The organism is Alteromonas abrolhosensis, from assembly GCF_001953635.1.
Classification (GTDB): Bacteria; Pseudomonadota; Gammaproteobacteria; order Enterobacterales; family Alteromonadaceae; genus Alteromonas; species Alteromonas abrolhosensis.
Map to the genome: position 1 here is coordinate 688,503 of NZ_MEJH01000003.1, position 15,822 is coordinate 704,324.

At 43.9% G+C, this 15,822-nt stretch carries 10 protein-coding genes; 7 read left to right on the top strand and 3 right to left on the bottom strand.

Translation table 11 applies throughout. The annotated features are described in order from the left end of the window. Positions 1-206: 206 nt before the first annotated feature. The 6 genes from BGK61_RS05130 to BGK61_RS05155 all read left to right on the top strand — a co-directional run bounded on the left by BGK61_RS05130 (position 207) and on the right by BGK61_RS05155 (position 8,201). Positions 207-800, top strand: coding sequence for a hypothetical protein (locus tag BGK61_RS05130; protein WP_076012047.1), 594 nt, complete (start codon positions 207-209; stop codon positions 798-800). A gap of 161 nt (positions 801-961) precedes the next feature. Further along, on the top strand, positions 962-1,687 hold the full coding sequence (locus BGK61_RS05135) for a transposase (protein WP_076012048.1): 726 nt from the start codon (positions 962-964) through the stop codon (positions 1,685-1,687). A gap of 140 nt (positions 1,688-1,827) precedes the next feature. Further along, a complete protein-coding gene (locus tag BGK61_RS05140) occupies positions 1,828-3,819 on the top strand; it encodes a RecQ family ATP-dependent DNA helicase (protein WP_076012049.1) in 1,992 nt (663 codons plus the stop codon). Between the two features lie 70 nt (positions 3,820-3,889). Next, complete coding sequence (locus BGK61_RS05145) at positions 3,890-4,735, top strand: SAM-dependent methyltransferase (RefSeq protein WP_076012050.1); 846 nt, start codon at positions 3,890-3,892, stop codon at positions 4,733-4,735. Between the two features lie 14 nt (positions 4,736-4,749). After that, the gene (locus BGK61_RS05150) at positions 4,750-4,956 is read left to right on the top strand and encodes a hypothetical protein (protein ID WP_014999199.1); all 207 of its coding nucleotides are present in this window, start codon (positions 4,750-4,752) and stop codon (positions 4,954-4,956) included. A 77-nt stretch (positions 4,957-5,033) separates the two neighbouring features. Further along, entirely contained in the window at positions 5,034-8,201 is a 3,168-nt protein-coding gene (locus tag BGK61_RS05155; protein ID WP_076012051.1) for a tetratricopeptide repeat-containing hybrid sensor histidine kinase/response regulator, read from the top strand. Between the two features lie 247 nt (positions 8,202-8,448). On the opposite strand, the gene BGK61_RS05160 is transcribed toward BGK61_RS05155, so the two are convergent. From BGK61_RS05160 to BGK61_RS05170, 3 genes are all read right to left on the bottom strand, one after another. Then, entirely contained in the window at positions 8,449-8,898 is a 450-nt protein-coding gene (locus BGK61_RS05160; RefSeq protein ID WP_076012052.1) for a DUF3010 family protein, read from the bottom strand. 92 nt (positions 8,899-8,990) lie between these two features. Next, positions 8,991-11,645, bottom strand: coding sequence for an ATP-binding protein (locus BGK61_RS05165; protein ID WP_076012053.1), 2,655 nt, complete (start codon positions 11,643-11,645; stop codon positions 8,991-8,993). 215 nt (positions 11,646-11,860) lie between these two features. Next, positions 11,861-13,051 (bottom strand): PQQ-dependent sugar dehydrogenase, encoded by a 1,191-nt coding sequence (locus BGK61_RS05170; RefSeq protein WP_076012054.1) that lies wholly within the window; start codon positions 13,049-13,051, stop codon positions 11,861-11,863. 377 nt (positions 13,052-13,428) lie between these two features. Here BGK61_RS05170 and BGK61_RS05175 point away from each other — a divergent pair, with 377 nt between their 5' ends. Next, complete coding sequence (locus tag BGK61_RS05175; RefSeq protein ID WP_076012055.1) at positions 13,429-15,813, top strand: TonB-dependent receptor; 2,385 nt, start codon at positions 13,429-13,431, stop codon at positions 15,811-15,813. Positions 15,814-15,822: the final 9 nt, after the last annotated feature.

A 15,822-nucleotide genomic window follows, 5' to 3' on the forward strand; every position in this document is an offset into this window, starting at 1 on the left:
ATTGAACTGCCCCCTCAGAAAAAATGGGGTCAGAGTACATTTTTTCCGAGTATTTCCCCGTGGCAACCCCACGGCTTCACCAAGTAATGCAGCCACTCTCCTATCTCACATTACGCCACAGTCCTTATTAATAAAGTACACTGACCCCATTACTCAGATGGGTTACACTGCTAAGCATGTATCAATTTGTAATGACGAATTAAGAAATGACAAAATATTGTGCTTATCTCTTTTATGGACTTGCTGTAATAAGCAGTGCTGCGCTTGCTAAAGAGGCACCTTTAGTCTCGATTCCTAACCACGATATGTTTTTTAATACGATAAAGGCGCACTGCGGTAAAGCATTTCAGGGCAACGTTAGCAAAGACAATGTGGGTAATACGTTCGGTGATGCAAAGCTTGTTATGCACGTAAGAAAGTGCACAGACTCGGAAATTCAAATTCCTTTTCACGTGGGTGACGATGCATCCCGCACTTGGATTCTAACGAAAACCGGCGCAGGTCTTATGCTGAAGCACGATCATAGAAATGAAGATGGCAGCTTTCATTCTTCAACCATGTATGGCGGCCACACTGTAGATGAAGGGTTCCCCCAGGTGCAGTCGTTTCCTGCAGATGCATACTCAAAAGCGCTTTTTATAGAATCGGGGATTGCGGCATCAACAGATAACGTCTGGCAAATGATGATCTACCCTACCCGCTTTAGCTATCGACTAATTCGTCCTGCCCGTGAAGTACAGGTAGATTTTGATCTCGAAAACCCCATAGCAACGCCAACCGCCCCCTGGGGATACGAATAATGGGGTCAGAGTACATTTTCTAATTTAGGACAGCCAGCTAAGCCATTCATTTCATTCTTCCAGCTTGCCCGTTAGACCAGTTTTGACAGGTACAGGGTTGTAGCCTTTGCTCAACTCGCTCATTTTAATAGAGAGAATATCGAAAGGGATTTGATTAAAGTATGGCAAGGAAACCCCGTTTAGCTCCCGCTGGCTATCCTCAACATGTTATCCAAAGAGGCAATAACCGCTCAATTTGCTTTAAGTGTGAAAACGACTACATCGCTTACATCAGCTGGCTTAAAAAGTTCTCTGTAAAATATAATGTAGGCATACATGCTTGGGTATTAATGACCAATCATGTTCATTTACTTTGCACTCCTAAGCTTGATAACCTTGGCGTAAGCAAAATGATGCAAGCGCTTGGCCGCATGTATGTGAGGTACTTTAACCACAAATATGAGCGCTCTGGAACGTTGTGGGAAGGAAGGTTTCATTCCAGTCTTGTCTCTAACGACGAATATCTTCTCACGGTTTATAGATATATCGAGCTGAACCCTGTAAGAGCGAACATGGTCGAAAAGCCGGTTGAATATAAATGGTCAAGCTACAGAATAAATGCGTTAGGCACACCTTCGTCACTGCACAGTCCTCATCCTGTATACCTAAATTTAGGAGCTTCAGGCAACCAGCGTCTTGCCGCTTACCGCGCTCTGTTTGATGATGAACTCCCTCAAACTGACATTGATAAAATTCAAAGCGGTACTCGAAGAGGACTAGTACTAGGAAGCGATACATTTAAACAGCAAATTGAAAGCCTAACTGGGCACCGCTTAAAACATGAAGCGTTGGGTAGGCCACCGCAAATCAGTGAGCAGTTAACCGCTGATTGCTCGGAAATAGCTTAATGTACTCTGACCCCTTTATTTTTACGCGCGTCGCTTTGGGCCGACTAGCTCAAACCTGCGAACACTTAACCACAAACTGTTTGGAAATAAATTAATGTACTCTGACCCCATTTTTTATAGCGCGATTTGGAAGTTTATTAATGTACTCTGACCCCAATATTTTGCAGCGTTTGTTTGGTTTTTCGGCGTTTCGTGAGGGCCAGAAAGAGGTCGTAGAATCGCTGCTTGGTGGACATTCAACATTAGCGATTTTTCCTACTGGTTCAGGCAAATCACTGTGCTATCAGTTTGTTGCTACACAGTTACCGCATTTGACCTTGGTTGTGTCGCCGCTATTGGCGCTGATGAAAGATCAGCTGTATTTTTTACATAGCAAAGGCATTGCAGCGGCCAGTATCGACTCCACGCTAACGCCCGAGCAAAACAAGCAAGTGATGAGCGACGTACGCTCGGGCCAGTGTAAAATTCTGATGGTATCGGTAGAACGCTTTAAGAACGAACGCTTTAGACAGTTCATTGAATCTGTTCAGGTAAGTATGTTGGTAGTTGACGAAGCACACTGTATCTCTGAGTGGGGCCACAACTTCCGCCCAGACTATTTAAAGCTTCCGGCGTATCAAAAAGAGCTAAATATTCCTTTGGTGCTGCTTCTCACTGCTACTGCCACTAAACAAGTAAAAGAAGATATGTCGGCTCGCTTTGATATTGCGCCAGCCAACATTATTCAAACAGGGTTTTATCGCCCTAATTTAAATCTACGTGTTCGCCCCGTACTTGAACCAAACAAAAACCAAGCCCTACTCGAAGAGATTCGCAAGCAACAAGGAGCAGGCATTGTTTACGTTACGCTTCAAAGTAGTGCTGAGGAAGTAGCGCACTACCTACAACAACATGGGTTTGCTGCAAAGGCCTATCACGCTGGCCTCGACAATGAAGTAAGACAAAGTATCCAACAAGATTTTATGAGCAATAAGCTTCAAGTTGTTGTGGCTACTATCGCCTTTGGGATGGGCATTGATAAGTCGGATATTCGCTTTATCATTCACTATGATTTGCCGAAGTCTATTGAAAACTACAGCCAAGAAATTGGCCGGGGTGGACGAGACGGTAAAGCGGCAAACTGCACGGTATTAGCAAACCTTGATGGGTTAGTCACCATAGAAAACTTCGTTTATGGCGACACACCAGATAAAAGCGCCATACAACGCGTAATTGACGATATTAAGTCACAAGCCCCTGCTCATATAAATTCAGCAGCGCAAAGTAGTTCAACGGCTAATGGCGAAAACGGTATTTACCAGTGGGAGACGCAAATAAATAGCTTATCGAGTGCTAGCAATATCCGACAGCTTCCACTTAAAACCCTACTCGTGCAGCTAGAGCTCGCCGACGTTATACGCCCGTTATATGCCTATTTTGCTGAATACAAATTTCGCTTTATTTCAGAGAAAGCCACCATACTCGGCCTTTTCTCAGAAGAACGTGCTCGCTTTTTGGATGCCGTATTCACACACTCAAACATGAAAAAGATGTGGGGCATTGTTGATTTCGACAGTATTTACCAGCATTACGGCGCAGAGCGCGCAAGAGTAGTAGCAGCGTTAGAGTATTTACATGAACACAATCATATTGAGCTTGCCTCGCGCTTGATTACTGACGTATACCGCGTTGACTACGAGAAACTGCAAGCTGCCGATTTGGCAGAAAAGTTGGCTCGCTATTTCGCTGAAAACGAGCGAAAAGAAGTTGAGCGCATTGCCGCGCTGGTAAGCTTCTTCGAACTTAATACCTGTTTAAGCTACAACCTATCAGCGTATTTTGATGATACTCAAGTGCCAAAGGAATGTGGGCACTGTAGCGTTTGTGAAGGAAACGTGGCTAAGCTTAGCTATTCAACTCCAATTCCTAAACCAAATTTTGATCAAGTATCTCAAGCCATGACGGCTCTCAAAACCCATTTAAACGGTAAATTTGAAGGCCCTATTACTGCGTCTATTTATTGCCGCTTTCTAACCGGTATGACTATGCCGTTGTTCACTCGCTTAAAAATAAGGCAGGTCAAAGGGTTTGGTATATGCGAAAACTGCCGATATGCTGATGTGAAGGCTGCCGTAGACACGATAAATCAGTGAACGTAGCAAATACGTTAAATCTAATTTATAGTGTTGAATGAATCACAATTAGCAAGTGGTAAAGGAAAAGATGACGCTAATTCAGGGACAAGAACAAACGCCTAAAGGATCGCTAGTAGTAGTTGGCACCGGTATTAGCGTTGCGGGTCAAATGACAATCGCGACCAAAAGCCACATCGAAAATGCAGACATTGTGTACATGGGGATTATGAATAAAATTGGCGAGCACGTGGTCACCAATATTAACCCCAACAGCGTGTCGTTAGACGACCTTTATCAAGAAGGTAAATCTCGCGCTGTCACCTATTCGCAAATGGCCGACCGCATCGTTCAGTCTGTTGTGGAAGGCAAAAAGGTATGCGTGGCTTTTTATGGCCATCCGGGTGTATTTGTTACTCCCTCCCACGAAGCTATTCGACGAGTACAAGCGCTCGGCCTAGATGCAAAAATGCTGCCTGGAGTATCTGCAGAAGACTGCTTAATTGCTGATTTAGGTATAGATCCTTCTCGCTTTGGTTGTCAGTCTTATGAGGCCACCCAGTTTTTATTCCGCGATTACCGCATTGACCCCCATATGACACAAATCATCTGGCAAATTGGTTTAGCTGGAGAAGCCACGCTAAGCGTATTGGATGCCAACCACAGTGAATCTGGGCTTGCAATGCTGACTGACATTCTGAGCGAGCACTACCCTGATGATCACGAGCTGATTATTTACGAGGCCGCTACCCTGCCCCTGTGCGAACCAAAAATACAAAAAGTGTTGCTTCGCGAATTACCATTCGCCAAACCAACATTAATTTCGACCCTAGTTGTACCCTCACTTGGCATGCCAGCATACCGTCAGGATCGTTTGGCAAAGCTAGGTTTAACTGAGCAGCTAGTCATTAACTTTAGATCTCCGAAAGTAAACTAAAAGGAAAAAACGACATGGCAAAGAAAACAATTGTAGATTTCTTGGTTGAGTTAGACAGTAACAGCAAACTGATGGAAGCGTATAAGCAAGACCCTGTAGGCACCGCGGAGACGTACGGTTTGTCTGGCGAAGATCTGCAACTTATTAAAGACCAAGACTGGGACGAAGTAGCCAAACGTTTTGACGATACTAGCAAAGCTACCCGTGTAATTAGCTACTAGTTTCTATCTTGCTTAGCAAGCTGAAGTAGAAAGTGAAGCGCCATTTTAAATGCATTTTGGCTATCGTTTGTTTTACGATGGCGCTTCCTGCTTTTGCGTTTTTAAAAGCGCCGCTCAACACATCTTCATCGGTAACAACCCTAGATGAATTAAAGCAACGAATTCAAAATAACGATGAATCTGTAGAAACCACATTTAACGAACTGGGCATCTTCTTTGACACCCATCCCAATGCGTTCCAACAGTCCCGTTTTTTCAATTTAAAATCTTACAAACACATTCTAGAACAAGACCTTGTAGCAGGTTACGAAACGCTGCTAGAAGCACGAAAACTCGCCAAGAAAGGCGGCAACACCATGGCGCTGGCAGAGTCTTTTCGTTTAGAAGGGCTTATTCTTGATTTGTCAGGTGAGCACGCTCTCGCGCTAGAAGCACTCAATAAATCTCTTGCCGCTTTCATTGAAGTAAATAGCGACAACGCGCTACTTGTTTATAGTGCAATGGGCAACCTGTATATGTCGCTGCAAAACTATGAAATGATGTTGCAGTTAGGTCGCAATTACCTTGCCGCAGCGCAACGATTGGGTGATAAAGAAAACAAAGCCATCGCATACTTTTTCCAAGGCTTTGCCCAAACAGAATTGGGCGACTATCAAGATGCCAAAATAAGCCTTCTGCTTGCCGAGGAGCTATTCAAGGAAGTTCACTACCCCTTCATTGGCATTGTTCACACTAAAATGGCCGAGCTTTATATTGCCCAAGGCAATCTTACTGAAGCGCTCACCATGTTAAATCGCGCGGCCGAGTCAGACCGCAAAGTTGGTTTTAAGTACAACGAAGGGTCGAGGTTATTGCGGCTAGTGGACATCTACGTTCTGCGAGACCAGATTGACTTAGCAATTAGTGAGCTAGAAAGTGGCTTAAAAAAAGACGCGATTAAAAACGACAAAGCAGTAGTGCTTAGCTTGCTCGAAAAGCTCATTTCACTACTTGAGACAACTAACAACTTTGAAGCCGCGTTAGAGTACTCCAAGCTGTACCACAAAACCTACGAAGAAAGCTTCAATGAGCAGCAGTCGCGATTGCTAGCCCTTAACCGGGTACGTCTTTCTATTTCCGAAAAAGAAGAAACCATCAAGCTTCTTGAGAAAGACAACCAGCTTAAAGAGCAGCGCAATCTTATTCAGAAAAAGCAAAATACCTTTCAGCTGTATTTTATCGGTTTTGTAATCCTGTCATTAGGCTTAGTAGTGGGCTTGTGGCTAAGAACCCGCAACCAGCGAAAGGCGCTAGATACACTAACTCAAGACCTACAAAAAGCGACGAAAGCGAAGTCTGATTTTCTTGCGCGTATGAGCCATGAAATTCGCACGCCGCTAAATGCAATTATCGGCCTCACCAAACTTTCGCAAAGGGCAGCAGAAGATAAAGAACAACAGACGAACCTTATTCAAATTGAAGGCGCGTCACAAACCCTTTTAAGCATTATTAATGACATACTCGACTTTTCGAAAATAGAAGCGGGCAAGCTTGATATAGAATCGACTCAGTTTAATTTAGATGCACTAGTTAACCAGACCATTAGGCTGCACTTAGGGCGCGCCGAAGAAAAGCATATTGAGCTTATCCAACACATTTCACGCGATGTGCCTTTGAACCTTATTGGCGACCCTTTGCGCATACAGCAAATTCTGAGTAACTTGGTCAGTAACGCCCTGAAGTTTACCGAAGATGGACTAATTTCGGTGAGCGTGAGGTGCACGCATAATGTAGAAGATATTCAGCTTGAATTCGAAGTTAAAGATACGGGAATTGGACTAAGCAGCACACAAAAAGCGCTGTTATTCCAACCATTTAATCAAGGTGATGAATCTATATCTCGTCGATATGGTGGTACAGGCCTTGGCTTGGCAATTTGTAAGCAGCTTGTCACATTAATGGGCGGTGAGATATGGGTTGAAAGCCAACTTGGAAAAGGCGCCAGCTTTCACTTTACCGTAACTGTGAAGCAAGACGCCTCTCAACAAATTGTGTCACCTTCCAAGCAGCTTTCATCACTAAAAGTGCTTATAGCCGATGACATTGGTGTATCGCGCGACGCAATAACCGAAGCCCTTTCAGTTGCCAACATTAGAGCGGACGTGGCTACGGGAGGCAAAGAAGCAATTGCCAGAATGCGCGCAGCCGTGGGTAACAGTGCGCCTTATGATGTGCTTATTTTAGATTGGAATATGCCCGACATTGATGGGTTAGAAGTGGCAGCCATCATGAAACAAGAGTTCTCAAGTAAACCGCCCAAAGTAATCATGCTATACGCATTCGAATCGCCTCGCATGCGAGAACAAGCCAACCAACTTGGCATTCGTACTTTCATTAAAAAGCCTTTCAGCACCAGTGAACTTGTAGACAAGCTGCAAGAGCTTTGCTTGAACGTAAACACAAAAACGTTACCTTCAGACGCGGCACCTGTACCAAAATTACGCGGTACTAAAATTCTTTTTGCAGAAGACAATACGCTAAATCAGAAAGTTACCCTGGGTCTGTTGAACGATACACATGCCACCATTGAAGTAGTAAGTAACGGTCTTGAAGCCATAAAAGTATTACGTGAAGATAACAGCTTTGACGTGGTATTAATGGATATTCAAATGCCCGTAATGGACGGGTTAACTGCCGCTAAGAAAATTAGAGAAGAGCTAAAATTAACATTGCCAATCATTGCTATGACAGCTCACGCCATGCAGCAGGACATTGATAAAAGCCTTAGCGCCGGTATGGATGGTCACATTAACAAGCCCGTCGACCCCAACCGCTTTTTTGATGTTTTGGTAGAAGTACTGAATAAAAAGAAGTCGTCAGCGACCACTGAAATTGCTAACGAAGTAAAATTAGAGAAATCCTCATTAACTTCCCTAGACAAACCCAAAGCACTACAAGCGGTAATGGGTGATGAAGCCCTCTATAATGACTTACTAAACGATTTTCTGGCGCTAGAAGATGAGCTTAACGCGCTTAAACAAGCCATTGGTACTCGAGACTTCCCTTCTATTGCACGAAATGCACACATCTTCACAACAGCTCTTAGATACATCGGCGCTTTTACGCTTGCTGAACTGACAAGCTCAATAGAGATAGCCATAAAGAATAACGAGCACAAAACAGCAGATAACTTCGGTAACCAATTAGAAACGCTACACAACGCTTTATTGGAATTAAGAGAAAAAGTTAAGAAACTGGTAAGTTAAAGAAAAAACGGAAAGAACGCTCCAGTTACTCTCGCGCTATGAATGTTAGTTATACTTGTTCAGCTGTGGTGAAAGCTTTGGTGAAAAAATGACCTTAAACATTCCTTGTTCTTATAATAACTACGTCTATTCAAAGTCTGCCATATCCTCCCTAAAAATCAAACTCTGGCATTGACAGTAAACATAAAAAAGCCCGCACAAAATGCAGGCTCAAAGTCAAAAAGGTTGAGCTAACCGCTACCGGTTATTACTCGTCTGTCTCTTGCGACGCATACTCATTTTTCATAAGCCACGCGTATGCCGTTGTAAAAGCGGTTTCTTGAAACTGCTTTAAACCAGTGTCAGAAAAAGGCACAGCAAGCGGGTTTCTGCGCAGCGATTCTTTGATATCTGTTGGGCTAAATATTACAACTTTAAGCCCTTCAATCAGTTCAATAGCAGCTTCTAGCTTGAAGCCAATTGCACTACCCGCAAACTTACCTTTGCTTTGACGCTGACGAATTATTACAGCATCAATTTTGTAGTCTTCTACAAGTTTAGCGAAAGTGCTTTGAAAGCTTTTTAGCCCCTTTGCACTGGTATCAGCAAGCGTTAAACGGCGCGTACGGCAATCTGGCAAATGAAACAAACCGTCAGCCAGCGACACTAAACTAACAATTGCTTCATTACCTTTTAAATCTACACCACAGACTTTCATATTTATTCCTAATTACGTTTGCCTGTCATTATAACGCGTTTCGCACCATTTGAATCATCAAGTGGAAGGGCATTGCTCCCTTATTAGATGATTTAACTTAACACCGATTGAATTGTGTCTTTTGACAGCGGCTTAACAAAATGCTTATCGAACCCTGCAGCTTGTGAATCCTCTACGTATTTTTCTGAGCCCCATCCGCTTTGCGAATAGAACTTAACATTCTCTGCTTCAGGTAGGGCTTTAAGCATTTTAACTAGCTCATATCCATCAATATCCGGCATGCCGATATCAAGAAACACAAAGTTAGGTTTGAAAGCTTTAAATTCATCCTCAGCGTCTTTTGGAGAAGTAACCCCTAGAGCCGTCACGCCCATAGACTCTGCCAATAAGCAGTATGCGTCGATAAGATCGGCATTGTCGTCAACGAACATAACTTTACTTTTACTTTGGATTACAGGCTCGACTTCCTGAACATCAGACTGCTCATACGCCATTTTAGAAATGGGTAGTCTAACTTCAAAAGTACTTCCTCGACCCAGCCCTTCGCTCATCACCGACACTTCACCATGATGCAACATAACCAGCTTGCTCACCAAGGTAAGCCCTATTCCCAAACCACCTTTTGTATGGGTAGAGTGCGCTTCAATTTGGGTGAACATGTTGAATACGTCTTTAAGCCTGTCTTCAGGTATGCCCATGCCGTTATCTTTAACAGCAACAACAACCATAACGCCTTCTTCTCTAATATCTACGCTTATCTCTCCAGCCTCATTGGTGTACTTAGCCGCGTTGTGGATAATGTTTGAGAAAATCTGGCTTAAACGAGCTTTGTCACCGTAAACCGTCACATCTTCTTGAAGATAGTTTACAGTTAAGTGATGTTTCTTTGCTTTGACTTGTTGCTCAACGATTTCAAGAGAATCTGAGAGCACGTCTTGAATGCTTAGCTTTTCGAACTCAAGCTTGACCTTACCTCGTGTAATTCGCGACACATCCATCAAGTCGTTGATAAGTTTGGACATGTATTCAGCTTGACGATTGATAATAGCAGTAACTCTTTTGCGAGTTTGATCATCGTCTACCGTTTCTAAAATACTTGCCCCGGACATAATCGGCCCCAACGGATTTCGCAATTCATGGGCTAATGTGGCTAGAAATTCATTTCTGTAATTATCTTGCTTTTCAAGCTCTTGAATATTGTTATGCATGCGCTCTTGAACATCTAACGCATAAACCAGAAACATTCTGTTTAGACGATTAGCAGTATCGACATCCGCATTATCAAAGCTCGTCGATCGCCCTTTAATGGTACGGGTATGGATAGCGAATGATGCTCTAGGTTTAAGCCGCTCAGCTTTTGGAGCATCTTCAGACTTTTCATCTTTAGCGCCAATCCACTTTTGAACTCGATGGGTTTCCTTCCTAAACCAAGCAGTAAAGTATTGTTTCTTTTCAAACAAAGGAATAATCATGATGCCAGCAATACCGTATTGACGGGCTTCCGGGTAATCCTCATAAAGCGAGTCGTTGGTATAAGGGAATCCTCGCTGGCTGCGCACTTTGGAGAAGATTTCCTTGATGAGCTCTATTGGCAAGGTAGAACCTAAAGTAATGGTCTCGTACTGTGAATAATAGACAAACCCTGAACTATTCAGCGCTTCTAAAAATGCTTTCTCACCGCTTTTAACTACACGACTGATAGGGTTTGCCGGGCCTATCCTGTCTAGCATGGCATCCACAGCATCATCGGTTGCACTCTTCTTACGTTTCGCGATCTCTTCTTCTTTCGCTAACAAATGCCAACTAAACAACTGGCTTAGGTTTTCACATTGAAGCCTAACGTCTTGTGGAATATAGTTTGGCTCCCGGTGATGGCATGAAATAAGCCCGTACAGCTCACCATCTGTTACCAAAGATATCGAAAACGAAGCGCGCAAACCTTGGTTTCTTATGTATTGAAGATGGATGGGCGAGAACGTTCTCAGCAGCGAGCGAGTAAGATCGAGCGGCTCTCTTCCCGACTCCGCTGGGGAAGGTATTAACTTGGCAGGCGGCAATTCTGTATCAGGAGTAAGCCTTACCCAATTAGTTTTGTACAGTTCCCTTGCTTGCTTTGGTATATCTGATGCAGGAAAATATAAATCTTGATAGGAATCCATATCTTCTGCTTTAGCTTCTGCTATCACTTTCCCCGAGTAGTCTTCATTAAATTTGTAAAGCACCACTCTGTCCATATTTGTGAGATACCGAATGGTAGACACCATTTCTTGGGCCATATCTCTTAGCGAAGTCATTTCTTTAAAGCGTGGCGCAATGGACATAGCGTAGAGCTTAATAAATTGCTCTGCACCGTAAGTGTCTCTAAATTCGGTTGCTGGCTCTAGCTCAACAACATAGTGACGTCCGGAATCATAAACCACCGCAAGATAATCTATTGCCGCGCCATCCTTTAAAAGCGAGGCTTTTAAATGGAGTTTTATAGGCAGTCTAATCTTGGTTTTGGTAACCCTAGCGAAGGTCTCTTCTAGAAATGCTCTTTCATCTGTGTCAGAAGAGAGAATATCCAAGAAGTGTTTGCCAATGAGCTGCTCCGTGAAAACGGCGTCGCAGTTCTCACTGACAATTGAAATCTTTAAGTCTTCGTAACTAAACGCAATTAAGAAACCATAGCTTTGTATGCTTTCAGGAATATGTATTGGCTCATCTTCGCAACGTTCGAAGTTAAAATGTGGAGGGGGCTGTGACATGGGGGTCCTGAAATCCGGGCAATAAATTATACTTTAGTCTAAATGCGGAAACTATCATATCGTACAACACGTTGATAGTTAACTTTTTCATCAAGAGCCTATCGGATTAATAAATTCGCAAATGTCCCCCTATACATCTGCGAAGATACCCTATATAGGCTGCGCAGGTTACTATCTAACAATAACCTTCGCGACTTCCTACTAATTTTCAGCACTTAGTTTAAAGGGTTCAGCTTTATTAGCCTTCCACCTTCTTTATCTTCAAGTACATAGATATTACCCATGCTGTCTTGCTCTACTTCGCGTACCCGCTTGCCCCACTCGTAGCGTTCCGCTTCTTCAACCTTCCAGTTACCTTCATCGTCTTTGTTAAAGGCAACACGCACCAGCGCTTTTGAAGACAAGCCGCCTATAAAGCCATTTCCCTTCCAGTCGCTAAACTTATCGCCTTTGTAAATGATAAAACCAGCAGGACTTATTGCGGGAACCCACGCCAATTCAGGTGACTTAAAGATAGGGTAGTCTTCGTGGTTAGGAATTTTTACACCTGAGTAATGGTCGCCCTGCGATACTGCTGGATAACCATAATTGCGACCGCGTTCAATAATATTGAGTTCATCACCATGGCGCGGCCCCATTTCATGCGCCCATAAATTACCTTGTTCATCAAAATCGATGCCCAGCGGGTTGCGGTGCCCTAACGTCCAAATTTGCTCTGTTACACTACCTTGCCCATAAAACGGATTATCTTCAGGCACGCTACCGTCATCGTTTAAGCGCAGCACCTTACCCAAATTCATTGCCATGTTTTGAGCAGGCGTGAATTTCTGCCGCTCGCCCGAGGTAATAAACAAATGGCCATCTGGTGAAAACGCCATACGGTGAGAATAATGCCCATTGCCGGTCATTTTGGGCGACTGACGCCAAATTAGCTTTCTATCAGACAGCTCTGCCCCATTATCAGTAATGGTAAGCGTGGCGCGTTCAATTACGGCACCACTGAACGCATCGTCTTTCTCATCTCTTTCTATGTAAGAAATATAAATAGTGTTATTAGACGCAAAATCAGGGTGGATAATTACGTCACCCAAGCCACCTTGCCCGCGAGCAACAACACTTGGCACGTTGCTTACGGAAAAGCGTTTTTGCTGATTTTTATCAAGCAACCACAACTTGCCTGCTTTTTCTGTTACCAAGCTATGCCCGTCGGGTAGAAAAGCCATTGCCCAAGGGTTGTCAAATGACGTAAGCACATTACCCGTTACGGTAGTGCCTTTACTGCCTTTCATTTCAAGTTGCTCCGACGAATTAGATTGAGCCGAAGCAAAAAAAGACGTGGCAAAGAGTGTAAGTAAAAGCGCTATTTTTTGTCGCGCGTATAGGGTCTGCATTAATTTTGTTTGCATTGTAGTTTTAACCTTATTGAAGGTTCGCGTACTGCTAAACACATTACTAATGTGCCACGCAAATAGTTATGGTTAGGGGTGATTACGTTAATTTGTTTGGTTGGGTTTACATTATTCCGATAGTTGCTTAGGTGTATTTTCCGCCCATAACTAGCCTCGCTGCTTTTGATTAAATAACGTCTTAGTCCATCACTTCACAACGCCCAAAGCAACAGATCAAACCTAATTAAACTTTTCTTCATGTCTCAGCGACATTTCGGCGACATCTGCTTTGTTAATCTTCATGTGTTTCAACAAACTCAATCAACTTATTAAGGTAATCACATGAGAAAACAAAACAAATTGATATCCTGGCTAAGTCACAGAGGGGCAACAATATGAATAAGCAAGTAAAGTCCCGCTCCATATTGGGTTTATGCGCTGTTTTATTTGTTTTCCCGCTTATTTCCCATGCCGACGAATCGCCCGGTGCACTGACGATAGTGGTTAAGGATCAAGTCACTGAGCGACCAATTCCCAGCGCTCTAATCACGCTTAAAGAACGTGAAACTGCCTCTACCCAAACACTTGAGACTAACGAGCAGGGTCGAATAATGGTTGATGAGCTCAACCCCGGGCTCTATTCAGTGAATGTAAGTAAGGCAGGGTTTGCCTCGTTATTTGAACCCAGCATTCGCGTTATTACACGAAAGAACGCTAGGCTTGATTACGAGCTAAGAGCTGAATCGATAGAAGTCGTTGAAGTAAGAGCGCAACAGTCAGATTTATCGTCGTCAGCCTCTAATGTTTACATTGATAGAGAATCACTGCGCAGCGCGGTTGGGGGCGGAGCCGACCCACTTTTGTCGCTAGACGGTTTACCTGGACTCGCTTCTGCAAGCGAGTTTGCTAGCTTCAGCGTGCGCGGAAGAGGCCCAAGAGACAACCTGATATTTGTAGACGACTTCCCGTTTGATAAAGCCATTCACTTCGACGCAACCCTAGGTGAAGAAGAAGATGTTGGCGGCGGCGGTAGATTCTCCATTTTTGCGCCCAATGTTATTAGTGGTGCTGAATTTTCTCCGGGTGGCTGGGGCCCTGCATATGGCGGCCGTGCAGCATCGCTACTTAAGTTAGATGTGGCAGAAGGCAACCCAAGCCCTTCCGCTAGTTTTCGCTATGACCTTGCCGGTTTTGAGGTAGGTTACGATGGCCCAACTGGCATTACTGAAGATTCAACATTGCTTGTTTCTGCAAGACGCTTGGACTTTGGTGAACTCTTTGAAACCATTGACGAGCTGGACATTGGTAACCCTGTATTACGCGACGCCATAGTAAAGTCTGTAATACCGGTAAATCAAAACCATACGCTTGAAGTGCTACTAATAGACACTTATGAAGACTACGAAAGAAATGTGAGCCATGTTTTTGCATCGCCAAATTTTGAAGATGTAGCGCTACTTAATTTCAAACAAGACAGCGACCTGTATGGTTTAACACTACAATCACTTATTGGTGATAATGCGGTTTGGACTAATAGAATCTATTATCGAAAAAGTGACAAGGTGAGTTCAGAAGGTGAAGCCTTCCCTGATCAAGCTCCAGAAGGCGCACCTGCATCAGATTTTCCCGTGCGCGAGAACATCATTACAATTGGTGAAAACGAAACAGAAATTGGATGGCGCACCGACTTTGAAACAATAAATCAGTGGGGATTATTTAGTGCGGGCGCGCGGTTAACTCAAATTGAGCTAGATTACGACACTATGCTAGACGGTGATTGGATTAGATACGTATACGACGACGATGATTTTAGAGCCAATCCTGAGCAGCGCTACATTGTGCTAACGCCTGAAAACATCAATTCTTCTATACGTCGAAAAGAAACAAACTATGCGGGCTATGTCGACCAGAAATTTGAGTTCAGTGATTGGGATTTCAGCACAGGATTACGTGCCGAGCGCGATGGCTTTGCCGACCAAACTGTTGTATCACCTAGGTTTAGCGTCAACTGGCAGCCTACTACCTCAACACGATATTTTGCAACAGCTGGTCAATTCTATCAGTCTCCGCGATATTTAGAGCTGGCAGCCAATGAATCGAACAAACTGAAAAATGAGAAAATAACGCATACGAGTGTAGGCTTAAAACACACTATAACTAAAGATTGGTCGGTGTTGGCGGAAGCGTACTATCAAAATTTAAAAGATATAGTGGTAGACCTTGATAGAGCAAATGGTACCTTTGCCAATATTGGCGACGGTTCATCTTATGGGTTTGATATTGTATTAAACGGTACAATCCAAGAAGGGCTTTATGCCACCGCCACCTACTCGTATAACGACGCTGTAATTGACAGAAAAGACGGGCGTGGCGACGTTGCCGCTGAATTTAGTCGTGAGCACGTAGCCACAATAGGCCTAACGTGGGAAATAAACGACCGCTGGAAAGTAGCAGGGCGCTATAAATATCTGTCTGGCACGCCTGACGATCTATTTATCATCCATTCTGATGTGCTGGGGCCGGGCGAACCTTTACGCTATTCGAAAGAGGTTACGCAGCGCAATGTGGGCCGTAAAAGTGGCACTGGTTTACTGAATGTACGTGTGGACTATCGCCGCGCTGTTGGCCCTGTAGATATCACAGCCTTTCTTGATGTCATTAACGTAACGGCTGCATCATCGGGAGATGAAAGTGAGTTTGACTACCGCCGTGGCGTTGAAGTAATAGACAGCAGCGAAGCCGAGCCGTTAATTGGATTGCGCTTAGACTACGCTTGGTAATAAAGGAAC